At 63.1% G+C, this 24,008-nt stretch carries 24 protein-coding genes; 8 read left to right on the forward strand and 16 right to left on the reverse strand.

The window, feature by feature from the left end; all coding sequences use genetic code 11:
• From C6V82_RS16720 to C6V82_RS16775, 12 genes are all read right to left on the reverse strand, one after another.
• On the reverse strand, positions 1-127 hold a 127-nt coding region (locus tag C6V82_RS16720; protein ID WP_146157041.1), incomplete at its 3' end, for an NAD-binding protein.
• Positions 124-834, reverse strand: a complete 711-nt coding sequence (locus C6V82_RS16725) for a response regulator (protein WP_102587567.1) — start codon at positions 832-834, stop codon at positions 124-126. The genes C6V82_RS16725 and C6V82_RS16720, both read right to left, overlap by 4 nt.
• Positions 824-2,905: an ATP-binding protein gene (locus C6V82_RS18320; protein ID WP_102587566.1), complete on the reverse strand. Its 2,082-nt coding sequence runs from the start codon at positions 2,903-2,905 to the stop codon at positions 824-826. The genes C6V82_RS16725 and C6V82_RS18320 overlap by 11 nt, the downstream gene beginning before the upstream one ends.
• Before the next feature lie 35 nt (positions 2,906-2,940).
• Entirely contained in the window at positions 2,941-4,419 is a 1,479-nt protein-coding gene (gene trkI, locus C6V82_RS16735) for a Trk system potassium transporter TrkI (RefSeq protein WP_102587565.1), read from the reverse strand.
• 217 nt (positions 4,420-4,636) lie between these two features.
• Complete coding sequence (locus tag C6V82_RS16740; protein ID WP_102587564.1) at positions 4,637-5,899, reverse strand: M20/M25/M40 family metallo-hydrolase; 1,263 nt, start codon at positions 5,897-5,899, stop codon at positions 4,637-4,639.
• Positions 5,900-6,003: 104 nt separating this feature from the next.
• Positions 6,004-6,846, reverse strand: coding sequence for a nitrilase-related carbon-nitrogen hydrolase (locus C6V82_RS16745; protein ID WP_102587563.1), 843 nt, complete (start codon positions 6,844-6,846; stop codon positions 6,004-6,006).
• Positions 6,847-6,963: 117 nt separating this feature from the next.
• The gene (locus C6V82_RS16750; protein WP_102587572.1) at positions 6,964-7,842 is read right to left on the reverse strand and encodes a glycine betaine ABC transporter substrate-binding protein; all 879 of its coding nucleotides are present in this window, start codon (positions 7,840-7,842) and stop codon (positions 6,964-6,966) included.
• A gap of 94 nt (positions 7,843-7,936) precedes the next feature.
• Complete coding sequence (locus tag C6V82_RS16755; protein ID WP_102587562.1) at positions 7,937-8,668, reverse strand: ABC transporter permease; 732 nt, start codon at positions 8,666-8,668, stop codon at positions 7,937-7,939.
• A 4-nt stretch (positions 8,669-8,672) separates the two neighbouring features.
• Entirely contained in the window at positions 8,673-9,833 is a 1,161-nt protein-coding gene (locus tag C6V82_RS16760; protein ID WP_102587561.1) for an ABC transporter ATP-binding protein, read from the reverse strand.
• Between the two features lie 55 nt (positions 9,834-9,888).
• Entirely contained in the window at positions 9,889-10,554 is a 666-nt protein-coding gene (locus C6V82_RS16765) for an ABC transporter permease (RefSeq protein ID WP_102587560.1), read from the reverse strand.
• Between the two features lie 231 nt (positions 10,555-10,785).
• Positions 10,786-11,898, reverse strand: coding sequence for a histone deacetylase family protein (locus C6V82_RS16770; RefSeq protein WP_229843244.1), 1,113 nt, complete (start codon positions 11,896-11,898; stop codon positions 10,786-10,788).
• A gap of 253 nt (positions 11,899-12,151) precedes the next feature.
• On the reverse strand, positions 12,152-13,051 hold the full coding sequence (locus C6V82_RS16775) for a complex I NDUFA9 subunit family protein (RefSeq protein WP_102587559.1): 900 nt from the start codon (positions 13,049-13,051) through the stop codon (positions 12,152-12,154).
• Between the two features lie 315 nt (positions 13,052-13,366).
• Between C6V82_RS16775 and C6V82_RS16780 the strand changes: the two genes are divergently transcribed.
• The 7 genes from C6V82_RS16780 to C6V82_RS16810 all read left to right on the forward strand — a co-directional run bounded on the left by C6V82_RS16780 (position 13,367) and on the right by C6V82_RS16810 (position 20,292).
• Positions 13,367-13,831, forward strand: a complete 465-nt coding sequence (locus C6V82_RS16780) for an SUF system Fe-S cluster assembly regulator (protein WP_102587558.1) — start codon at positions 13,367-13,369, stop codon at positions 13,829-13,831.
• 83 nt (positions 13,832-13,914) lie between these two features.
• Complete coding sequence (sufB, locus tag C6V82_RS16785; protein WP_102587557.1) at positions 13,915-15,357, forward strand: Fe-S cluster assembly protein SufB; 1,443 nt, start codon at positions 13,915-13,917, stop codon at positions 15,355-15,357.
• 86 nt (positions 15,358-15,443) lie between these two features.
• Positions 15,444-16,196, forward strand: coding sequence for a Fe-S cluster assembly ATPase SufC (gene sufC, locus C6V82_RS16790; RefSeq protein ID WP_102587556.1), 753 nt, complete (start codon positions 15,444-15,446; stop codon positions 16,194-16,196).
• Positions 16,193-17,560: a Fe-S cluster assembly protein SufD gene (gene sufD, locus C6V82_RS16795; RefSeq protein ID WP_102587555.1), complete on the forward strand. Its 1,368-nt coding sequence runs from the start codon at positions 16,193-16,195 to the stop codon at positions 17,558-17,560. Before sufC ends, sufD begins: the two co-directional genes overlap by 4 nt.
• A gap of 16 nt (positions 17,561-17,576) precedes the next feature.
• The gene (locus tag C6V82_RS16800; RefSeq protein ID WP_102587554.1) at positions 17,577-18,848 is read left to right on the forward strand and encodes a cysteine desulfurase; all 1,272 of its coding nucleotides are present in this window, start codon (positions 17,577-17,579) and stop codon (positions 18,846-18,848) included.
• Complete coding sequence (gene sufT / locus C6V82_RS16805; RefSeq protein ID WP_102587553.1) at positions 18,848-19,420, forward strand: putative Fe-S cluster assembly protein SufT; 573 nt, start codon at positions 18,848-18,850, stop codon at positions 19,418-19,420. Before C6V82_RS16800 ends, sufT begins: the two co-directional genes overlap by 1 nt.
• A 95-nt stretch (positions 19,421-19,515) precedes the next feature.
• Positions 19,516-20,292 (forward strand): SanA/YdcF family protein, encoded by a 777-nt coding sequence (locus C6V82_RS16810; protein WP_102587552.1) that lies wholly within the window; start codon positions 19,516-19,518, stop codon positions 20,290-20,292.
• 42 nt (positions 20,293-20,334) lie between these two features.
• Here C6V82_RS16810 and C6V82_RS16815 read toward each other — a convergent pair whose 3' ends face one another.
• The 4 genes from C6V82_RS16815 to C6V82_RS16830 all read right to left on the reverse strand — a co-directional run bounded on the left by C6V82_RS16815 (position 20,335) and on the right by C6V82_RS16830 (position 23,351).
• The gene (locus tag C6V82_RS16815) at positions 20,335-20,781 is read right to left on the reverse strand and encodes a hypothetical protein (protein ID WP_102587551.1); all 447 of its coding nucleotides are present in this window, start codon (positions 20,779-20,781) and stop codon (positions 20,335-20,337) included.
• A 111-nt stretch (positions 20,782-20,892) separates the two neighbouring features.
• Entirely contained in the window at positions 20,893-21,801 is a 909-nt protein-coding gene (gene rimK / locus C6V82_RS16820) for a 30S ribosomal protein S6--L-glutamate ligase (RefSeq protein WP_102587550.1), read from the reverse strand.
• A gap of 30 nt (positions 21,802-21,831) precedes the next feature.
• Positions 21,832-22,269, reverse strand: coding sequence for an ATP-dependent zinc protease family protein (locus C6V82_RS16825; RefSeq protein WP_102587549.1), 438 nt, complete (start codon positions 22,267-22,269; stop codon positions 21,832-21,834).
• 2 nt (positions 22,270-22,271) lie between these two features.
• The gene (locus tag C6V82_RS16830) at positions 22,272-23,351 is read right to left on the reverse strand and encodes a DUF3549 family protein (protein WP_102587548.1); all 1,080 of its coding nucleotides are present in this window, start codon (positions 23,349-23,351) and stop codon (positions 22,272-22,274) included.
• A 316-nt stretch (positions 23,352-23,667) separates the two neighbouring features.
• On the opposite strand from C6V82_RS16830, the gene C6V82_RS16835 reads away from it, so the two are divergent.
• Complete coding sequence (locus tag C6V82_RS16835; protein ID WP_102587547.1) at positions 23,668-24,000, forward strand: YqcC family protein; 333 nt, start codon at positions 23,668-23,670, stop codon at positions 23,998-24,000.
• The last annotated feature ends 8 nt before the right edge of the window (positions 24,001-24,008 follow it).

The following is a 24,008-nucleotide window of genomic DNA, read 5'->3' on the forward strand; positions in this document are numbered from 1 at the left end:
GCTTGGTGTGCAGCTCGCGCAGCTTGTCACCGTCGGTGTCGACCACGGTGATGTCGTTCTCTTCGCGAGCCAGGTGTTCCGCCAGGGTGCCGCCGACCTGGCCGGCGCCGAGAATGATGATCTTCATGGGGGTGACTCCTCCGGTTCGACCAGCAGGCGATAGCCGATTCCCGCCTCGGTCTGCAGCAGGTGGGGTGCCTGGGGATCATCCCCGAGCTTGTGACGCAGCTTGCTGATCACGATGCGCAGATAGTGGCTGTCGTGGGTGTGGGTCGGGCCCCACACTTCTCGCAACAGCAGGGTCTGGGTGACCACCCGACCGGCCTGACGCACCAGATGGCCGAGCACGGCGTACTCCTTCGGGGTGAGGCGTACCGGTTCGCCCTTCAGGGTGATCAGGTGTGCGATGGGGTCGATCAGCAACTCGCCGTGGCGGTAGCGCAAGGGATGCGCTGGCTGACGTTGGTGTTGGCGCAACAGCGAACGCACCCGTGCCAGCAATTCCTGGATACCAAAGGGCTTGGTGACATAGTCGTTGGCGCCGTTGTCCAGCGCGCGCACTTTCTCCGCCTCGTTCTCGCGCACCGATACCACGATGATCGGTACCTGGCTGTGTTGGCGGATGGCATCCAGCGCGTCCTGACCGTCCATGTCCGGTAAGCCCAGATCCAGCAACACCAGGTCCGGCGATGCCTCATTCGCCCGGGCAACCCCTTCCTGGCCGGTGGCCGCCTCACTGACTTCGAAACCCTGGGAGACCAGGCTGATACGCAGGAAGCGTCGAATCTGGGGCTCATCATCGATGATCAGCACCCGGGCATGTTCAGTCGTCATGATGGCCGCCTTGCTGTGGCCCTGATGGTTTGGCGGAAACATCGGGGGTCGGCAAGGGCAGGCGCATGACGATGGTGGTACCGGTGCCCCCGGGGCCCAACCTCGCTTCGATGTCGCCGCCGTGAGCGCCGAGCATGCCCCGGCAGATGGCAAGGCCAAGTCCGGTCCCATAGCGGCTACGGTCACCTTCGTTGCCGGTGAAGAACATGTCGAATACCGCTTCACGCAGCGCCGGCGGGATGCCGGGCCCCTGGTCGGCCACGGTGATTTCCAACTGGTTCGAGGCCTCCAGCCGGGTGGCGCGTATGGTGATGGTGCCCCCATCCGGTGAGAAGCGAGCGGCATTGTCGATGACGTTGACCAGTGCCTGCTCGATCAGCGCGGGATGCACGTGCAACAAGGGGAGGTCGCCTGGCCAGTCACGCACCAGGGCGAGCCCTTCGAGCGCCGGCCCAAGCCGTTGCAGGGCGGCCGCCACCAGGTCGTCCAGGGTTATCCAGTCGCGCTCTATCTTGAGGCTGCCGTGGCCCAGGCGCGTCATGTCCAGCAGGTTCTGGATGTAGCGGTTGAGCCGGTCGCTCTCGCTGAGAATGCCGTCGAGGAGTTCGGTCTTGTCGGCATGGCTGAGCTGTGGCTCCAGCTCGCGTAGCGAACTCGCCGAGCCGATGATCGAGGAGAGCGGCGTGCGCAGGTCATGGGATACCGAGGACAACAGCGCCGAGCGTAGTCGTTCGTTCTCCTCGGAGACGCGCGCCGAACCGAGCTCGCCCACCAGTCGTGTCCGCTCCAGGGCAAGGGTCAACTGGCTGGTCAGGGCCTCGATCATGGCCTCCTGATCGGGTGTCAGAGCGTGCTCCCGGACGGCCAGCTCCAGGCCGATGATGCCCAATACGCGCCCTTGCTCGACCAGCGGATGCATGCGCCAGCGCTGGTCGTCATCCGCCAGGTGGCCAGTCCCGACCCCACTGGGTTGCAGATGCTGCCAGCTCCAGCTGGCGGCCGTCATGGCGGCGGCATCCGGCCGGATGCCGGGAGGCGATGTGTGAGAGACCGAGAGCTCCGCACCGCCCTCGTGTCGGCTCAGGAAGACCACCGGCACGCCGAGCCAGCGTTCCAGTGAACTCAGTCCGATGTGACATACCTGCTCGGCATCGGTGGCCGCGGAGAGTGCCCGCGAATAGGCCAGCAGGCGCTGCGCCTGTTCCTGGCTGTTGCGTAGCGCCATCAGCCGACGCCGCCCACTACCCGCCAACTGGCCGACCACCAGGGCGACCAGCAGAAAGAAGCTCACGGTGAGAAGTTGGTCACGCTCGATGATCGCCAGCGAGAAGTGCGGTCGGGTGAAGAAGAAGTTGAAGGCAACGAAGCCAAGCACGGCGCTGAGCATGGCGGCTCGGGTGCCGGCGAGTGTGGCGGTCACAAGCACCGCGGCGAGGAACAGCAGCGACAGGTTGGCAAGCTCCAGCCACGTCTGCAGTACCCACGCCGCTCCAAGGGCCACCATGACACCGGCGAAGGCCACCAGCGGTTCACGCAGGCGCAACGGGCTCCAGGTGTGGTGGGGCCGGAAACGCGCGCGCTTGCGTGCCTCGGCGACCACCACCAGATCGAAGGTGCCGCCACGCCGCAGGAGTTGCTCGGCAAGTGTACGGCGCCAGAATCGCCAGCCCGATGGACGCGAACAGCCGATCACTAGCGTCGATACGCTGTGTTCGCGGGCGTGATGCAGCAGTTCCTCGGCACGATCCTGCCCCTGGAGCACGCGGGTTTCGCCACCCAATCGCGTGACCATGGCGAAGTCCTTTTCCAGCACCAGACGGCGGCGCGCATCGTGGCGACCATTGTCGACATGAATGGCGCGCCAGTGGACCCCCTCGCGCAGTGCGAGGCGGTGAGCGGCGCGCACCAGGGCGGCATCCTCGGTGCCACCGCTGAGGGCCACCAGCAGGCGTGGCTGGCGCGGGCGAGAACCGGCTGACAGCCCTGCCGACGCGGCGTCTTCAGTGGCTATTTCAGTGGCAATGGCCATCGGCTGGTGGTCGGAATGCGCAGGCGTTGTGGGTGAGGTCATCTATCGCGAAGTCCTGTCACGGGTGTCCTGCCAGCTTACTTGCGCCAGAACATTGGCGTCAGCAATACCAGCACGGTGAGAATTTCCAGCCGACCCATCAGCATGCCCAGGCAGAGCAGCCACTTGGCGGCATCCGGCAGCGGTGCGAAATTGCCGGCGGGGCCAATGGTGTCGCCAAGCCCGGGCCCGACATTGGCGACCGCCGTGGCGGCTCCCGACAGCGCCGTGGTGAAGTCCAGGCCCAGCATGGCAAGCCCCAGTGCGATCCCGGCAATCGTCAGGAAGAAGAAGAAGGAGAAGGCCACGACCCCGCGTGTGATGTCGTCGGTAAGGGGCTGGCCGTTGTAGCGCGACGAGAAGATACCGTTGGCATGGATCAGGAAGCGCAACTGATTGCGCAGCAGGATCATCGCCACCTGGAAACGAAATATCTTCATCCCCCCGCTGGTCGAGCCGCTGCACCCACCGACGAAGGTCAGGTAGAAGAAGGCCACGTAGGCAAGCGGGCCCCAGGTACTGTAATCATCCGAGGCATAACCGGTGGTGGTGACCACCGAGACCACGTTGAAGGTGACATGGGTCAGCGCCTCGAACGCCGGGATACCTTGCAGCATGCGCCAGCCACTGAGCCCGAGAATCACCAAGCCCAGCAGTGCCAGCAGGCCATGGACCTGCTGATCGCGCCACAGTGCCGAACTCGACCCTCTGAGCAGGCGAATATAGAGCACGAAGGGCAGGGCGCCCGCCAGCATGAACAGGCTGGCCATCCACAACAGATGAGGCTGGCTTGCATAGGCACCAAATGACGCATCGGAGTTGGCGAAGCCGCCGGTGGCAAGCGATGTCATGGCGTGCACGATGGCATCCAGAGGGGCCATGCCACCTGTCCAGTAGGCAAGCATCGCGGTCAGCGTGAAGCCGCAGTAGATGCCAAGCGTTGCCTTGGCGATACCTTCCGTGCGTGGCATTACCTTGTCGGACCAGTCCGATGATTCGGTATGAAACAGCCGCATGCCCCCGACCTTGAGGAACGGCAGGATGGCGATGCCCATGACGATGATGCCGATCCCGCCCAGCCACTGCATGATGCCGCGCCACAGCTTGAGGCCATCGGAGAGGTCGTCGATGTCCACCAGGATCGTCGAACCGGTGGTGGTGATGGCGGAAACCGATTCGAATACCGCATTGGTCAACGAGAGTTGCGGGGCACCGAGTACCAGCGGCAGGCTGGCGAAGACACTGATGCTGACCCAGCTCGCGGTGGTCAACACGAACATGTGCCGTGGCTTGAGCTCGACGGGAACCTGCCAGGTCGTGACCCATGTCAGGGCCACTGCCGACAGCACGATGGCGATGGACAGCGCAAAGGCCATGGCATCGGCTTCGCCCTCGATCATCAGCACTCCCAGGGGAAGGGTCATGAACGTGGCGAGCACCAGCCACAACACCGCAAGGATCTTGATGACCGGTGCCCATTGGCGCCACCGTGCATGCATCTTGTCGCGTCGCCGCATGGGTCGAAGCACTCCCTTCCATCACCTCAGCGAGGCCATGAAGGGAATGTAATCATGGGGCGATATAAAAAATCCGTAAAGATTCCGACGAGACGAATAGGCACGAGCATTTGGCACGCTGCTGTCATGCGCACCAAGGCCCGGTCATGATGATGTCAAGCAAGAAAGGGAGGGGGCGGGCGCCATGCCTTTGGGATGACGCCCGCGAGTCGAAGCGTCAGTCTGATACCTCGGGCGTTTCGGTGTTCGGCTTCTCGGCGCCTTGGTGACCCAGTGCGCCGGCCTGATCGAGGCGCGGGTGGTTGTCGCGGAATTCGCGGTGCGGGTCGGGCAGCTTGTCGAGTGCCTTCAGCGAGGCGGCCAGGGCATGCACGGCGGCCAATACGTCCCGGGTGTTACCGGTTTCGGAAATGGTGTGCATGTTGCGGATCGGGAAGCCGATCGAGGTGGCCACGCAATCCACGGCGGCCAGTACCCCGGCCATGCCGTCGGTGCCGGTATCCACACCGACCATGTCGCGCTGCATGGGAATGCCCTGCTCTCGGGCGGTGCTCTCGATGATGCGGTTGAGCTGTTCACTGGCGATGGCGCCCACGGACATGGTGAAGCCCTTGCCCATTTCCAGTGGTTGCATGCGCCGGTCACCGATACCGGGGGCGGCCACGTAGTCGTGGTTGACGTCGACCCCGATCACCGCATCCGGACGCAGCTCGCCGGCCAGCACCCGGCTGCCGAAGCGGCCGATCTCTTCGTAGCTGGCGATGGCGAACAGCACGCGCACGTTGTCGGTGCCGCCGGCCTCGGCGATCAGCCGCGCCACCTCGGCGGTGACGAAGCAGCCAAGGCCATTGTCGAGGTAGGCGCCGTAGAAGGTGTCGGGGCTGAATCCGTGACGGATCGGCCGGTCGAGAATCAGCGTATCCCCCGGGCGCACGCCCAGGTTCAGCACCTGCTGCTTCTTGTTCTCGCCATGGATCTGCAGTTCCAGGTAGATCTGCTCTTTCTTCACCCCCTTGTCGCCGGCGCGCACGCCAGGGTCGGCGAAGTGGATGGCGCCGAGCGCTTCCACGGTGCCGCCCTCGATTACCCGGTACTCGCCGGGCGCATCGGGGTTCTCGCTGAATAGCTTGACCTCATGGCCGATCAGGGTGGTGGGCAGGAAGGAGTCGGTGTTGATCCACACCTTGCCATCCTCGCCGATGCTGCGCACCTGCATGCGAATCTTGTCGGCATGGCCGATCAGCATGACCTTGAACATGTCGTCGCAGCCCGGGTGGGTATCGAGCACGACGCCGGCATGGCCCTTGTACTGGTGAAGCTGCCAACCCTCGGGTGCGAAGCTCTCGAAGTAGGGCGCAAGGACACCGTAGGTCATCGCGCCTTCCAGGCCGACCGGGCTCGGTGCGGCCAGAATCCTGCGCATCAGCTCGAACTGCGCCTCGGGCATCGCGGTGGTCCAGGGGGAGGGAGTATCGGTCATGGTCTGCTCTCTGGCTGTACGGACGGAAAACGCTGGTACAGTAACACCCGTAACGCCCGACGGGTGAGTGGGAGGTGCATCGTGGGGCGGGGCAACGTGCTGGTTCAGCGGTAGCCCGCCATCAATTCGCGAATCAGTGGCGTGTCGGCATCGCGGTGGGTGGGCAGCTCGAAACGGGCCCGTGCAATGGCGGTGCGCGAAAGCTCGGCGCTGATCAGCATTTCGCGGTCGCTGGCTTGTGCCAGGATCTCGCCGCGCGGGCCGAGGATTCGCGAGCCTCCCCAGAAGTGGCTCTGGCCCTCGTGGCCGAAGCGGTTGGCCATGATCACCGGTGTGCCGTAGGTCATGGCGTGGAACCGCACGTTGAGCGCCCAGTTCTCTTCGTTGGAGAAGTCTTCGCTGACGATGCCGCTGGCCGAGTTGATCGGTGCGCAGAGCACCGTGGGGCGGGGCAGCAGCGCGGCGTGAACCAGCGCGGGATTCCACAGATCGGCGCAGATCAGTTGCGTGGCCGACCAGCCGGGTCGCACATCGGTCAGGGTCAGCTGGCTGCCGTGGGTGAACCACTTGCCTTCCTCCAAGCCGCCGTAGGTGGGCAGGTTGAGCTTGCGGTGCACGGCGACGATTTCGCCGTCCTGCAGGATCGCCAGGGCGTTGTAGTACTCGCCGGGGCTTGCCTCCTCGACGAAGCCGACCACCGTCTGCATGTCGCCACAGGCCTCGGCGAGACGAGCCAAACGTGGGTCCTCCAGCGGCATGGCCACCTGCATGACTTGGCCACCCAGGCCGTAGCCGGTCAGCGAAAGCTCCGGAAACACCAGCAGCTCGAGCCCGTTTTCGCGGGCCTCGCCGATCACCTCGAGGTGTCGCTCGAGATTGCGGTCTACGTCGCCGAGTTCGGTGTTGATCTGCGCGGCGCCGACCTCGAGCCTGTCCTGATAGTGCATGCAAGCGCCTCCCAATGAACAAAAGGCCGCCCGTGGGCGGCCTTTCGAAGATGCCATTCAGCGACAGTATGCCAAGCCAGGAACTGTGATCAAGTAATGGCCTTCACAGCATGGTCTTCACAACAGGTCGTTTTCCTCGAGGAACTGTTGGGCCACGTCCTCGATGCTGTCGCGTTCCACATCCACTTGCGCGTTGAGGTCGGCCATGGTCTGGTCGTCCAGCAGCGCTGACAGGGTATTCATCTGCTCGGCCAGATCCGGGTTCTCCTCCAGCGTTTCCTCGCGCACCACCGGGGTCAGGGCGTAGGCCGGGAAGAAGTCGCGGTCGTCTTCCAGAACATGGAAATCGAAGGCCGGGATGCGCCCATCGGTGGCGAACACCAAGCCGACGTCGACATCGCCGTCACGCAGTGCCTGGTAGACGAGCCCTGAATCCATGCGGCTGACATCACCACGGCCGACCCTGAACTCGTAGGCTTCCATCAGCGGACGCCAGCCGTCCTCGCGCGCATAGAACTCGGCATTCAGGCCGATCGCCAGCGACTCTTCGTCGTTGATCGCCTGGGCCAGGTCGGACAGCGTCATGATGCCGCGTTCCTCGGCATCGTCGGCGCGCATGGCCAATGCGTAAGTGTTGTTGGCGGCGGAAGGCTCGAGCCAGACGAGGCCCTTCTCGGCATCCAGTTCCTTGACACGTGCGTAGGTGTCCTCGGGGCTCAGCCGCTCGGTGACATCGTTGTAGTTGATCAACGAGGTGCCGGTGTACTCCCAGTAGAGATCGACCTGGCCGTTCTCCTGGGCCTGGCGGAGTACCGTGGAGCCCATGCCGGCGCGGGTGTCGACATCGTAGCCGAGCCCATCGAGATACTGGCTGGTCATGGTGGCCAGAATCTGCTGCTCGGTGAAGTTCTTGCCACCGACGGTGATATCGGCGTGGGCGGCGGTCATCGCGCCGGCCAGGGCCAGGCCGGAGAGGGTGGTCATCAGGCGTTTCATCATTGCATACCTCTTGTTGCTTGCTTGGGATGGCTTGCTTGAAATGCTTCCTATGGAATGGCTCGTGTGAAAAGGCTCGTGTGAAAAGGCTCGCTCAGGCGCGGGCCGGGTTGACCCCGCGAGGGACCAGCAGGAAGGCGGTGAAAGCGACCAGTGCATCCACCACGATGGCGAGCAAGGCCGTGGGTATGGCGCCGGAGAGCATCATCACCGGGTCGTAGAGGTCGATGCCGGTGAAGATCAGCTCGCCAAGCCCGCCCGCGCCGATCAAGAACGCCAGTGGCACGGTGCCCACGTTGATGGTCAGCGCCGTGCGGATGCCAGCGAAGATCACGTATAGGGCATTGGGCAATTCGACCTTGAACAGCCGCTGGGCGGGCGACATGCCGATGCCGGCGGCGGCCTCCATGAGTGCCGGGTTGACGCCCTTCAGTCCAGTGTAGGTGTTGCGTGTAATGGGCAGCAGGGTCGCTACGAACAGCCCGAACACCGCCGGCAGTGTGCCAATGCCCAGAAAGCTCATGGACAGTGCGAGCACTGCAAGGGTGGGAATGGTGGTGCCGACGTTGAGCACCTGCATCAGCGATTCCGCGAAACGCGCCATGCTCGGCCGCGACAGCACGATGCCCAGCGGAATGGCGACCAGGATAGCCAGACTCCCGGACATCGCGGTGAGCCAGATGTGTTCACCCATCAGGTATTGCACATCCGGCAGGTACCACAGGAAGTCGTCGATCAGCCCGCTGGAATGGCTCCACACGCCGGCGAAGAAGATCACTACCAGCAGTGCGATCCGCAGGGCCCCTTTCATGGTCTGAATGGGCATCGGCTCACTCCTTGATGGCAGGATCGGGATTGCGAGTATCGCCTTGGCGAGTCCGGAAGCGAGCGCCCAGGTGGCTGGTCATGGCGCGTTGGGTGACATGGCCACACACACGGCCTTCGTCGTCCACACAGGGCAGCCAGGTGGTGTCATGGGCGAACATCAGTGATGCGGCCTTGCGCAGGTCGTCATCGAGACCGATCACCGCCGGCACCGTCTGGAAGTGGTCGCGGCAATAGCCCTTGGTGGTGCGTGCCAGCGAACGACTGATGATGCCGGCGGGCTGGCGGCGCTCGTTGACCATCAGGATCGAGTTCTGGTAGCCGAAGTCCTCGATCTTGGCCAGGGCGGTTTCCAGTGTGTCGCCTGGGGTCACGGTAGCGATTTCGTCGGTGACGAGTTCGCGCACCTTGACCAGGTTGAGGCGCTTGAGCGCTCGGTCCTCGCCGAGGAAAGATTCGACGAAGCTGTTCTTCGGCGCGGCCAGCAGGTCGTCTGGGGTCGAGTACTGCACCAGCTTGCCTTCGCGGAACACCGCCACGCGGTCGCCCATCTTGATGGCTTCGTCGATGTCATGGCTGACGAACATGATGGTCTTGTTGAGTGCCTGCTGCATCTTCAGGAATTCGTCCTGGATCACCGCGCGGTTGATCGGGTCGATGGCGCCGAACGGCTCGTCCATCAGCATCACCGGCGGGTCGGCGGCCAGTGCCCGGGCCACGCCGATGCGCTGCTGCTGGCCACCGGAGAGCTCGCTCGGGTAGCGCTTGAGAAAGGCATCCGGGTCCATGGCGATCATCGCCATCAGCTCGCGGGCCCGTTCGCGGTACCTGGCCTTGTCCCAGCCGAGCAGCTTGGGCACCACCGTGATGTTCTCCTCGATGGTCATGTTCGGGAACAGGCCGATCTGCTGGATCACATAGCCGATGTTGCGGCGCAGGGTCTGGGTATCCATGCCGGTGGTGTCTTCACCGTTGATCAGTACCTTGCCGGAGGTCGGCTTCACGATCCGGTTGATCATCTTCAGGGTCGTGGTCTTGCCGCAGCCGGAGGGGCCGAGCAGGATGCAGATCTCTCCGGAGGGCACATCCATGCTGATATGATCGGCGGCGACCACGGGGCCCTTGGGGGTTTCGAAGACCTTGGTCAGGTTGTCGAGTCGAATCATGTCGTTTCCTTGTCGGGGGCCGGAGGTGTCATGGACGAGGGGTATGGGCGAGGGGTCAGGTCGCCGCGGCTTCGCGTTCCATGCCCTTGGGCGTCAGACGCTTCTGAACGAACAGCAGGGTGTAGTCGACGATGATCGCCAGCAGGCTGACCGCCACGGCACCAACGATCAGCTGGCGTGGGTCGGATTGAGAAATGCCTCGACTGATGAAGGTGCCAAGGCCGCCCGCGCCGATATAGGCGGCAATGGCCATCACGCCGATATTGAGCACTACGGCGGTGCGCACCCCGGCCATGATCACCGGCACGGCGAGGGGAATCTCGACCATCCGCAGGCGCTGGTTGGGGCTCATGCCGATGCCCCGCGCGGCCTCACGCAGTGCCGGGTTGACGTTGTTGATGGCGGTGTAGGTGTTGCGGATGATCGGTAGCTGGGAGTACAGCAGCACTGCAATCACCGCCGGTACGTAGCCGATACCATGGCCGAACACGGAAAGCACCGGGATCATGATGCCGAACAGCGCGATGGAGGGAATGGTGACGATGATCGAGGCCACGTAGAGCACCAGACGGGCCACGCGTTCGTTCTTAGTGATGGCGATACCGATGGGTACGCCGGTCAGTGTGGCGATTCCCACGGCAACCCCGACCAGCGCGATATGTTCGAAGGTTCGGCTGACCAGCAGGTCGAGGTTATCCAGTGCGTATTGAATCAGTTCCAAGTCGAGTCTCCTCTACAGCGCGGCACAGCCGGGCGCCGAGTCGTGACCGCCCCTGGCGATGGGCACGCCCCTGCCACCCTGGTGGTGGGCGCTTACGTGTGGCGATTCGCCACAGGGGAATGACGTGATACTAGCAAAGTCCCTCATCTATATCGTTTGTTAATGAATGACGATACTCAATGAGTAGAATTGATGTTGGTGATGCTTGCCTCGTGAGCGCGGCAACGCGGGTCATCGAGAATCCAGGGCCGGGTCGATGAAGGCGGGGCGGTGAAAGTCGGCGGCCGCGGCCACCTCGGCGATGCCGATGCTGCCGGGCTCGGCCAGCTTGCCCCCGGCAAGCACCTGCAGCACGGTGCGCACGCCGCGTGACAGCGAGATCAGGTTGTAGCCACCCTCCAGCACGAACACCAGCTTGCCATTGCAATACTGGCGGGCGAGGGCTTGCAGGATGGAGGTCATGGCGGCGAAGCCCTCGTAGGAGACGTTCAGGGCGAGGTCGTGTGCGTGGGGGTCGAAGCCCGCCGATACCAGGATCAGGTCCGGCTGAAACCAGGCGGTCGCCGGGACCAGAATCTCGCGGAAGGCCTTGAGATAGGCAGCGTCACCAGCATCGGCGGGCAACGGGACATTGACGATGGTGCCATCACCAAGCCCCGCACCGATGTCCTCGATACGCCCGCTGCCGGGGTAGAAGGGCGCCCCGCGGTGAATATCGAACAGCAGCACGTCGGGGTCTGCCCAGAAGATGTCCTGGGTGCCGTTGCCGTGGTGGGCGTCCCAGTCGACGATCATTACCCTTTGGCAGCCAAGGGCGGCCTGGGCATGGGCGGCGGCTACCGCCACGTTATTGAACAGACAGAAGCCTCGCGCCCGCACCGGCTCGGCATGATGGCCGGGGGGGCGAATGATCGCGAAGGCACTCTCGCAGCGCTCTGCCACCACCGCCTCGACGGCGGCCATGGCGGTGCCCGCGGCCACCTCGGCGGCCTCGACGCTGCCCGGCGACACGGCGGTGGTATCGTCATCGAGCCAAGCGCTCTGGCCGCGCAGTTTCATGACCTGGTCGAGGTAGGCGCTGGTATGAACCCGGGCAAGCTGTTCATGGCTTGCGACCCGGCCGGTGTCGAACTTAAGCCCCGGGACTGGCTCCAGGTCGAGCTGATGGCGAATGGCCGTCAAGCGGCCCGGGTGTTCGGGATACTTCCAAGGCACCTGCATCTCGGAGAGTAGCTGGCGAATGCGCTTGTCCATTCGCCCGGGCAGGAAGGCGGCATCGATATCCGGCTGGTGCGCCAGCATCCGTTCGTCGTAGAAGGCAATCACGCTGTTGCGTTCGGCCACCTGGGGACTCCCTTGTCCATTATTCGAGTTTGCCGCGTAGGCGGCACCTGGCTAAGGAAACGCAGCACAAATGCCTGTACGAGCGAATCGCTGCGTTGCGCGGTGCTCGGTATCCTCACATATACCCCATATGCTCCGGTCCCTGTGCTCCGTGCGCCTTGCGCTTCATCTCGCTCGACAATTTGTTCAGCGTTTCCCAAACAGCATAGCCGTTGAAAGAGGAAGGCGGCATGGCGTGGGGGCGTCGAACGCGTCAATCGTCCAGGCAGTCGGGCAGGGCATCGCGCAATGAGCGCGGCGCTAGCCCCAGGTCGGCGAAGGTGCCGACACCGTCACCGACCTGATTTTCGTCGCGCATCAGGATGACTTGATCGCGGGTCAGCGGGGCATCGGGCAACGGGGAGAGCAGGCTTGCCAACGTTCTCCAGACCCAGAAGGGCACCGTCAGCAGGCGCCGCTGGCGCTGACGGTACGCCATTACCAGCTCGACGATTTCGCGGTAGCTCATCACCTCTGGCCCACCCAGTTCGAACAGCCGACGCGGCTGCTCGGGGCCGGCCAGCAAACGTGCGGCGGCGCGCGCCACGTCGATGACATGTACAGGTTGCAGGCGCGTCTCGCCGCGCCCGAACAATGGCACCACGGGCAATCGGGTCAGCGTATCGAGTGCGGCGAGAAAGGCGTCGTCGCGGCCGAACAGTACGCTCGGGCGCAGGAGGGTGGCGCGCGGCATGGCGTCGAGCACCGCTTCCTCGCCCCTGGCTCGGGCTCGCACATAGGCCGAGGGTGAGTCGTTGCTGGCGCCGATGCCGGAGACATGCACCAGGCGTTCGATGCCTGCCTCGCGGGCGAGCATCGCGAGCCGTCCGGCCCCCTCGACGTGTATCTCCTCGAACCCGGTGGTTGACGTCTCGCGGTAGAGGCTCACGGCATTGAGTACCGCGTCGGCATCTTCAAGCACCATGGCGACATCGGCGTCGGAGCGAATGTCGGCGATGGCCATTTCCAGTTGATCGCTTTCCAGTGCCCATGCCGGGGGCGTGGGAGCGCGGGCTACCAGGCGCACGAGGTGGCCCGATTCCACCAGTTCACGGACGATCTCGCGGCCCAGGAATCCGGTACCGCCGAATACGGTGATGCGGGCTTGTGGCATCGGATCTCCCGGTTGCGCGTGTTTCGCCATATCGTGCCAGCGGATGGGCGTGGCGTCATGCATTCCATCAATGAGAATGATTGTCGTTTTTGATGTGAATGGCAGTGAACGTGCCGGCATCCTGCTGTTTCATGGCGGGAACATTCACTCGGGCTTCACATCGAATTGATACAGGACTAAAATGGTCCGCAATTGACGTATCGAGCTCGTCACGCAACAAGCCGCCGCACATCTCGTGCCGCGCGAAAACGAGCCATGTTGAGATCAAGATTTTGATTTTCAACGGTTTGTGACTCAGTACCCTGGAGGGTCGGCATGCTCAAGCTTTCACGGTTGACCGATTACGCCGCCGTGGTGATGGCGCAAATCGCGCGTCATCCCGAGCATCCCCACGCGGCCACCGAGCTTGCCGAAGCCGTGCAATTGCCGCACCCCACGGTGTCCAAGACATTGAAGATGCTGGTCAAGGCGGGGCTTCTCGAGTCGCGGCGCGGCGCCCAGGGTGGTTATTCGCTGGCCCGTCCGGCCTCGCGCATCACCGCCATCGATATCATCACCGCCATCGAAGGGCCGGTGGCGATGACCGAGTGCAGTCATGCCGAGGGCGACTGCGACCTGGCGGCGACCTGTGGCGTGGCGGACAACTGGCAGCGTGTGTCGCTGGGGGTTCGCACTCTGCTCGACAGCGTGACGCTTGCGCACCTGGCGGATACCTCGCCCATCAAGCTGCCGGTACAGCTACCCATTCAGAGCGTGAGCCTGGCCGCCGATACGGCGTGAGCCGCGCGTTGCGCACCCACGAATCAACATTATCCCGGCGAGCGTGACGTTCGCCAGCCCAACCGCCCGGGAGGGGAGACATCATGGCAAGTCAGGAAATGGAACAGCTCGTTCGTCGCGACTACAAGGAAGGGTTCGTGACCGATATCGAGAGCGAGACCGTACCGCCCGGCCTCGACGAGAGCACCATCGCCTTCATCTCCAACAAGAAGGGCGAGCCCGAGTGGATGCTCGAGTGGCGTCTCAAGGCTTATCACCAGTGGCTCAAGATGAAGACGCCGTCCTGGGCACATCTCGATTATCCGCCCATCGACTATCAGTCGATCTCCTACTACAGCGCGCCCAAACGGGACGAGGATCGTCCGCAGAGCCTGGATGAGGTCGACCCCAAGCTGCTCGAGACCTACGAGAAGCTGGGTATTCCTTTGCATGAGCGGGCGGCACTGGCCGGTGTCGCCGTGGATGCGGTGTTCGATTCGGTATCGGTGACCACTACCTTCAAGGACAAGTTGCACGAGGCGGGCGTGATCTTCTGCTCGATCTCCGAGGCGATCCGCGATTATCCGGAACTGATCAAGCAGTACCTGGGCACCGTGGTGCCGGTGGCCGACAACTATTTCGCGGCGCTGAATTCCGCGGTATTCACCGATGGTTCTTTCGTGTTCGTGCCCGAGGGCGTGACCTGCCCGATGGAGCTTTCCACCTACTTCCGGATCAATGCCGCCAACACCGGCCAGTTCGAGCGCACCCTGATCATCTGCGAGAAGCGCGCCCAGGTCTCCTACCTGGAGGGGTGTACCGCGCCGATGCGCGACGAGAACCAGCTGCACGCCGCGGTGGTGGAGCTGGTGGCGCTGGAAGATGCCTACATCAAGTACTCCACGGTGCAGAACTGGTATCCGGGCGACGAGGATGGCAAGGGCGGCATCTACAACTTCGTCACCAAGCGTGGCGATTGCCGGGGCGATCGCTCGAGAATCAGCTGGACCCAGGTCGAGACGGGGTCCGCGATCACCTGGAAGTATCCGTCATGCGTGTTGCGTGGCCGCGACAGCATCGGCGAATTCTACTCCGTGGCGGTGACCAATGGCCGCCAGCAGGCCGATACCGGCACCAAGATGATCCACATCGGCGAGGGAACTCGTTCGAGCATCATTTCCAAGGGCATCTCCGCCGGTAGAAGCAACCAGTCCTATCGCGGGTTGGTGAAGATCGGTCCGCGGGCCAAGGGCGCGCGCAACTTCACCCAGTGCGACTCGCTGCTGATCGGTGACACCTGCGGCGCCCACACCTTCCCCTACCAGGAGATCGGCAACAGCACCGCCACGGTCGAGCACGAAGCGACCACCTCGAAGATCGGCGAGGACCAGTTGTTCTACTGCCAGAGCCGCGGTATCTCCGAGGAAGATGCGGTCAGCATGATCGTCAACGGCTTCTGCAAGGATGTCTTCCAGGAGCTGCCGATGGAGTTCGCGGTGGAAGCCGAGGCGTTGCTGAGCGTGACGCTGGAAGGCGCGGTTGGCTGAGCAAACGGCTGCGCGTCTTTCGCTTGCAGTGGATAAATGTTTAACGAGTCGCCCAGGCGGCTCGCCAGAATCGAAAGGTATTCAACATGCTCGAAGTCAAGGATCTGCACGTCACGGTGGAAGGCTCTGAAATTCTCAAGGGCCTGTCGCTGACCATCAACGCCGGGGAAGTGCACGCCATCATGGGCCCCAATGGGGCCGGCAAGTCGACCCTGTCCGCGGTGATCGCCGGCAAGGAGGGCTATGAAGTGACGTCCGGCTCGATCACCTTCGAGGGAAAGGACGTGCTGGAGATGGAGGTCGAGGAGCGTGCCCTGGCCGGTATGCTGCTGGGGTTCCAGTATCCGGTCGAGATTCCCGGGGTCAAGAACATCTACCTGCTCAAGGCGGCCCTCAACGCCAAGCGGGCGGCCAATGGCCAGGATGATATCCCGGCGCCGGAGTTCATGAAGCTGATCAAGGACAAGATCGCCCAGATGAAGATGGACTCCAGCTTCCTGCAGCGCGCCGTCAACGAGGGCTTCTCCGGCGGCGAGAAGAAGCGCAACGAGATCCTGCAGATGCTGGTGCTCGAACCCAAGCTCGCCATGCTCGACGAGATCGATTCTGGCCTCGACATCGACGCCATGCGCGTAGTGGCCGATGGCGTCAACAGCCTGCGTGACCAGGACCGGGCCATCCTGCTGGTCACCCACTATCAGCGCCTGCTCGACTACATCGTGCCGGACCGCGTACACGTGCTGGTCGATGGCCGCATCGTCAAGAGCGGTGATGCTGAGCTTGCCAAGCAGCTCGAGTCTCGTGGATATGACTGGGTAGTGGAGGAGTCCGCGGCATGAGTGATGTGCAAAGCGACGTGACGCGCTTTCTCGAGCGGCTCGCCGAGCGCCGTGCCGAGCGCGCCGCCAACGGCCCCGAGCCGACCTGGATCGCCGCCCGCCGGCAGGCGGGAGCGGCACGCTTCGAGGCGCTCGGGTTTCCGACCCGGCGCGACGAAGCGTGGAAATACACCGACGTGCGCGCCATTGCGCGTGGCGAGTTCGGGCTGGCGCAGGACGCCGAGTTCTCCAAGGCCTCCGCGGCGGCGTTGACGCTGCCCATTGATGCGCACCGGCTGACCTTCGTCGATGGCGTGTTCGCCCCGGCCCTGTCGCAGCTCGATGACCTGCCGACGGGAGTTCACCTGTTGCCGCTGTCACAGGCGCTTGCCGAGAACCACGAAGCCGTGGGTGGCCCGCTTGGCCGGCTCACCGGCGTCGAATTCTCGCCGTTCTCGGCGCTCAACACGGCCTTCATGGAAGAGGGCGCGGTGCTGCGCCTGGCGCCTGGCTGCGTGGTGGAAAAGCCGATCATCCTGCAGTTTCTTTCCAGGAACGGATCGCAGCCGGTGATGAGTCACCCGCGCATCCTGATCGAGGCCGGCGGGCGCAGCGAGGCCCGTGTGATCGAGCATCATGTCGGCGAGCAGGAGGCTGCCAACTTCACCAACCTGGTGGAGGAGATCATGCTCGACCGAGGCGCCATTCTGACCCACTACAAGTTGCAGGAAGCGCCGATTGCGGACCTGCACGTGGCCAGCATTCACGTCGAGCAGGCTCGCGATGCGCACTACACCTCGTTCAACCTGAACCTGGGGGGCGGGCTTGTGCGCAACGACCTGATCAGCGAGCTCAACGGCCAGGGTGCCACCGCCAACTTCTACGGTCTGTTCTACGGCCAGGGGCGCCAGCACGTCGACAATCATACCCTGGCCAACCACAACGCACCGCTGACGTTCTCCAACGAGAACTACAAGGGCATCCTCGACGACCGTGCCCATGGCGTGTTCAACGGCAAGGTGGTGGTCAAGCGCGATAGCCAGAAGATCGAAGGCTACCAGAGCAACGCCAACCTGCTGCTCTCCGATCGCGCCGAGATCGATGCCAAGCCGGAACTCGAGATCTATGCCGATGACGTGAAGTGTTCCCACGGCACCACGACTGGACAGCTCGACGCCGATGCCGTCTTTGCGCTGCGTACGCGCGGCATCGACGAGCAGACCGCCCGTGGCCTTCTGACACTGGCGTTTGCCGGCGAGGTGCTGGAAGAGGTCGACCTCGATGCCATCGCCGAGCGGGTCGAGCTCGCCGTGGCGGGCAAGTTGCCGGAGCGCTTCAACCTGGCCGGACTCGTCGAGGCCGCCGTCGCCTTGGGCGATGAATAAGCGTGAGGAGACCATCATGAGCGAGCTTGCCAGCGACCTGCCACGGGCAGGTACCTCTCAACCCCCGGTCCTGGACGTGGCCGCGATTCGTGCGGACTTCCCGATCCTTGCGCGGCAGGTGCATGGCAAGCCGCTGGTCTATCTCGACAATGCCGCGACCAGTCAGACCCCGCGCCAGGTGATAGCCGCCTTCGATGATTACTATTCGCGGCTCAATGCCAACATTCATCGCGGGCTTCATACCCTGGCGGACGAGGCAACAGCCGCCTTCGAGGGTACCCGCGAGACGGTGCGCGGCTTCCTGAATGCCGGCGCATCTCGCGAAATCATCTTTACCCGTGGCACCACCGAAGCGATCAATCTGGTGGCCAACAGTTGGGGCAGGGCCAACCTTCGCCCGGGCGATGAGGTGTTGATCTCGCGCCTCGAGCATCACTCCAATATCGTGCCCTGGCAGCTATTGGCCCAGGAGATTGGCTTTACCATCAAGGTGATTCCGGTCGATGAGCGTGGAGTGCTGGATCAGGCGGCTTATCGGGCACTGTTCACCGAGCGTACCCGGCTGGTGGCGGTCAACCATGTCTCGAATGCCTTCGGCACGGTCAATCCGGTGCGCGAGATGGCTAGCATCGCCCACCAGCATGGTGCGCTGATCCTGGTGGATGGTGCCCAGGCCACACCACACCAGCGTGTCGATGTGCATGACATCGATGCCGACTTTTATGCCTTTTCGGGTCACAAGGTCTATGGGCCAACGGGTGTGGGGGTGCTATACGGCAAGGCGGCGCTGCTCGAGGCAATGCCGCCGTGGCAGGGTGGCGGCGAGATGATTCGCACGGTGTCCTTCGAGGCCGGTACCACCTTCGCGGAGATCCCCCACAAGTTCGAAGCCGGCACGCCGGCGATCGCCGAGGTGGTGGCGCTTGGCAAGGCGCTCGAGTGGATATCCGGTGTGGGGCTCGATGCCATCGGTGCCTGGGAAGCGCGTTTGCTTGCCCATGCCACCGCCCGGGTGTCGCGTATCGATGGCCTGCGCATTCTCGGCACTGCCCCCGACAAGGCTGGCGTGCTGTCGTTCGTGGTCGATGGCGCCCACGCCCAGGACATCGGCCTTCTGATCGACCAGCTCGGCGTGGCGATTCGCACCGGCCACCACTGCGCCCAGCCACTGCTGGCGCAATTTGGCCTGGACGCTACCTGTCGCGCGTCGTTTGCCGCCTACAACACCTTCGAAGAGATCGACGTGTTTGCCGAGGCATTGCAACGCGTCATCGACATGGTTCGCTGATGAGTGATATCGAGCAGATAGAAAGTCTCCACAAGGGCCAGACGTTGCCGCTGCAGCGCGATGTGGCGGCTATCTCCATCCCCTTCGGCAAGACCATCACGCTTGCCGAGGACAGCGAGGTCAGCGTGATGCAAGCCAAGGGCAGCACGGTCAGCGTTGCCCATGAGGGGCGGCTATATCTGATCGAGGGTGCCAACCTCGACGCCCTGGGGCTCGAGGCATTGCCGCGCCCGACACTGCCGGAAGACGCCAGTGATGACGACATCGAGGCGTTCGTTTGGGATCAGTTACGCACCTGCTTCGACCCCGAGATACCGGTCAATATCGTCGATCTTGGCCTGGTCTATGGCTGCCGTATCGAACGCTTGCTCACTGGTGAGCGCATCGTCACCATCCGCATGACGCTGACCGCGCCTGGGTGCGGGATGGGCGATGTGATTGCCGCCGATGCCCGCAACAAGATCCTTGGCGCACCGCAGATCAGCCAGGTACACACCGATATCGTCTTCGACCCGCCCTGGAGCCGTGAGATGATGAGCGATGAGGCCAAGCTCGAACTCGGTATGTTCTGAGTGAATGGTCCATGTCGCGTTGGCGTGACCTCGCGTGGGCTTGATGGTGGGCAGCAGGTTTCCCGTTCGGCATCTTTTCATGGGTGAGGGTGTCAATGCAGGTGCTGGTGTGGAAGGCCTTCAAGGTACTGCTGATGTCGCTGGGCGCACTTGCGTTGCTGGCCACGTTGCTGTTCGTGGGCATCAACGTGTGGGTGGTTGGCAAGGCGCAGTCGCGTATCGAGACCACGCTTCCCTTGTGCCGTGCCGAGCGGGTTGGCATCGTCTTCGGCACCTCCCACTGGACCCGTAGCGGCGTGCGAAATCCGCACTTTGATGCGCGAATGAGCGCCTCGGCACGCTTGATTCGACTCGGGCGTGTCGACCATCTGCTGCTCTCCGGCGACAACCGTACGCGTTACTACAATGAGCCAGTGACCATGTGGCGCGACCTGCGCAGCCGTGAAGTTCGCGACGCCGACATGACCCTGGATTACGCCGGCTTCAGCACCTTCGATACCTTGGCGCGTGCTCGGGAGGTCTTCGATGTTCACCGGGCGTTGTTGGTCACTCAGTCATGGCACCTGCCCAGGGCGCTTTTCATCGCCGATGCATTGGGTGTCGAAGCGACCGGATGCGCGGTGCCGGCACGCCCGGTAAGCGGGCTGTGGAAGCTAGTGGCAAGGGAATGGGTCGCGCGCGTGGCGACCATTGGCGATCTCTACCTGTGGGGCAGGGCGCCTTACTTCCTTGGACCGCTGGAGCCGCTCGAGATCGCGCCACGAGAGTGGGACGCAGATCAGAACGCCCATGCGGCTGAACAGGCACGGGCGTCGACGGCTCTCGTGGAGAGCGCAGGGAACACGGAGAGAGTTGAGCGCGATACGCCTTGAGCAGGTGTATCAACACCAGGGAAGCGCATCCGCCACGCTGCCTTAGCGGCGCTGGCGTTGTTTCTGCTGGCGATAGAGTTCGCGGATCAGCGCACGACACCCCTTCCAGCACTCCTCGATGACCGGCTCGACGGCCTCGGGCAGTGGGTGAGTGTAAAGCGTCGACAGCGACTGCATCAGAACCCGCTCCTGCTCGAGCAGCTCGCCGATCACCACCTGGCTTTCGTTGCCGACGAAGCTCTTCAGACGGCTCCACAGCCACATGTAATCGTCGCGTTCGACATCGGCATCGCGGGGCAACATGTTGAGGTGCTGGCGCGCCAGGCCCTGAAGCTTCTGCATCGACTTGGCGCGTGCCTCGTAGTGGGGCTTCAGGGCGTCGCGCAGGGACGGGCCCAGGCGCTCAAGGTTGTCCTGAAAATAATCGATACTGTCGGCCAGGGCCTCCAAGGCACTGTCCATCGCCACTTGGCGATTGTCGAGAAACATGAGCGGTCACCTCCTCCGGTGACGCAGATTGTGGCGGGGGAAACACTGTTTTGCTACCCCCGGCGGCAATAAATTTTCGCTCATTAACCCGCTATTAACGCCTTTTTGCAATTACCCCTTGGGCTTAGGGGGTGCCTTGCGCGCGGGTGTGGCGTTCTTTTCGATGTGTTCGATGATCAATCCGGCAATGTCCTTGCCGGTGGCATTCTCGATACCTTGCAAACCAGGCGATGAGTTGACCTCCATGATCACCGGCCCATGGTTGGAGCGCAGCAGGTCGACACCGGCGACCCTGAGCCCCATGGCCTTGGCCGCCCGAATGGCGGTCGAGCGCTCCTCCGGGGTGATGCGTATCAGGCTTGCCGTCCCTCCGCGGTGCAGGTTGGAGCGGAATTCGCCGTCGGCGGCCTGGCGCTTCATCGAGGCGACCACCTTGTCGCCGATCACCAGGCAGCGGATATCGGCGCCGCGCGCTTCCTTGATGTACTCCTGCACCATGATGTTGGCCTTCATGCCCATGAAGGCCTGGATCACCGATTCTGCGGCCTGATTGGTTTCCGCCAGCACCACACCGATGCCCTGGGTACCTTCCAGCAGCTTGATGACCAGTGGCGCGCCACGCACCATGGTGATCAGGTCGGGAATGTCATCCGGCGAGTGCGCGAAACCGGTGATCGGCAGGCCCAGGCCCTTGCGTGAGAGCAACTGCAGGGAACGCAACTTGTCGCGAGAGCGGGTGATCGATACGGAGTCGTTGAGTACGTACGTGCCCATCATCTCGAACTGACGCAGCACCGCGCACCCATAGAAGGTCACCGACGCGCCAATGCGTGGAATCACTGCGTCGAATGGCTCGACCTCCTGGCCCTTGTAGTGAATCGAAGGGTGATGGGAGGCGATGCTCATGTAGCAGCGCAGTGTGTCGACGACCCGCGCGGTATGGCCGCGCTGCTCGGCTGCCTCCATCAGGCGGCGGGTCGAGTAGAGATTGCGATTACGCGACAGCAGGGCGATGTGCATCAGGGGCTCCTTGGCTCTGGGCCATGTGTGTCAGGGTTCGCCGTGCAGGAAGGCTGCACCTGGGGCCACCAGCAGGCGGCGCAGTGCTCGGCGGCCCAATAGCATGGGATGGCGCATGTTGCGCCGGTCGGTGAGGGTCAACTCCACCGGGAATTCCAGGTCACCAAGGCGCAGGGGAGTACGAATCACGTAGCGCCACTCCTCCTGACCATTGGAGCTGCGTACCTTGCGGCGGTCATGAAGGTGCATGCGAAATACATGAGGTGGCGTGTTTGGGCCACCACTGCGAGTCGTGAAACTGACCCATAGATGGTTGCCTTCCTCGAAGGACTCGATGTCTTCGGCATGCAGTGCGGAAGTGCGCGCACCGGTATCCACCTTGGAGCAAAGTAGTAGCCCCATCTCGGGTAGCGTGACCATCTCGCGGCGCCCGATCACCGCCCTTGGTGCATAGGGAAGTTCTTTCATTGTCATCGTGTCGCTGTCCCCGCAAGCCTTGTGAGTGTCGCCAGGCGCCGGCCGATGGCAGTGTCCGCAGAGACGTCACGCAGCGTCATCAAAACCAGCAAGCGTAGACGTGGGATCAGTGCAAGATCACGTGCCACGCCCATGAAATCGGCATTATCACAGGATGCCAGGCGTTCGAGAAATCTCGGTAGCCGCTGCGCGTGCTCGAGATGCCGATAGCCCCGCGCGGCGATGGCCGCCAGCAGGTCGGGGCCGCAGGCATCGGGATCCGCCAGCAGTGCATCGATCCAGGCGCCAGCGACAGCATCATTGGCGCCACTCACTGCCCTGACACACGCGCAGAAGGCTTCAATATCACCCGATTGAGCGGCCTTCTCACCGCGTTCTCGCAGCGCTAGTGCAAGATTGTCGTCCACCTCGAGGTGTTCGAGACAGTAACACAGCGAGATGACGACTTGGCTTGGCAATGTCGGCATATGCTTGGCAAGGGAAAGTGCCGCGTTTGCGTCCATGCGCACCGAGAAATCCGCCAGTCCCTGAAGCCCAAGCGCCTGCCAGTCGAAGTCTTGCTGACCACTCAAATAGGCTTCCACTGGCTCGAGGTGCTGGCTTGCAGGCTGGTCCAGGTCGCGACTGGCGCGTGCGTGCAGCAGGGCCTGGAAGGGCAGGCTTGGGGAGAACGCCAGCGGATTGTCCTGCATCAGGTTATCCACACCGGCTTTGCCGTCGACAGGAAGACCATTGGTGGACAGCCCGTCGCCTTGATCGAGAGCCGTTGCGCTGCGACCCAGGGTTTCCAGCAGGCGTTGCACGAAAGCGTCACGCGGTGCTGGCACCAGCAGGCCCTGCTCGTCCAGCGGCAGCGCCAGGAACCAGATCAATGGATCGTCCACACCGGCCAGGCGAAACACCAGGCCAAGGCGCGCCTGGCCTTGCCAGGGCAACGGCCATGGCTGTTCACCGGCTTCGAAGGCGGCAAGGGTCGCCATCGAGCAGGGTTCGACGCGTCGGCCCAGGTGATAAAGCCACACCTCGGCGCCGCTACGCTCGAAGAAGTCATGAAGGCTGTGGATCGGTTGCATGGTGTCTCCGTGTTGCGAACCGTGCACTCTACCTTGGTGAATAGGTGATGTCAGCAGGTGGGAAGACGTCTTTCAGGGCATGTTGATCACGAATTGATCGATCGGCTGAAATGCCCATGCCGCCTGGCCCGGCGAAGTGTGTCCAGTGATTATCCACAGGGCCGTTCAGCCATTCTGTGAATTATGCCTGACCTTCCTGTCGTGCTGTGTGCGAGATCGAGTTGCCTGGCGTTTGAATCCGCAGTGAATGTTCGGGGCGTTGCTGGCGAGCACGCAGGCATCGATAATGGTGATCCAACCAGAGAAGAGAGGTCCCATGTCCGTTCATCAGGAACTGGATACGGCGTTACGCCGGCTCGAAGCTACCATGATGGCCGCCAACTTATGGCGTATGGAGCCACCATCTCCTGACGCCTATGCCAGCGAAGCACCCTTCTGCATCGATACCATGACGATGCAGCAGTGGCTGCGGTTCGTGTTCATTGCACGTCTCGACACACTTGTCGAGCATCGCGCTGCGATGCCGGCGAAATGCGAGGTGGCCCCCGCGGTGGATGTCTACCTGGCAGAGAAGGGTATCAGCGCGGCTCATCGCCTGTTGATGCAAAAGGCAGTGGAAGAAGTCGACCGCCTGGTCACCGAGAATTGAGTGGTTGT

The organism is Halomonas urumqiensis (genome assembly GCF_003028575.1).
In the GTDB taxonomy this organism is placed as follows: Bacteria; Pseudomonadota; Gammaproteobacteria; order Pseudomonadales; family Halomonadaceae; genus Halomonas; species Halomonas urumqiensis.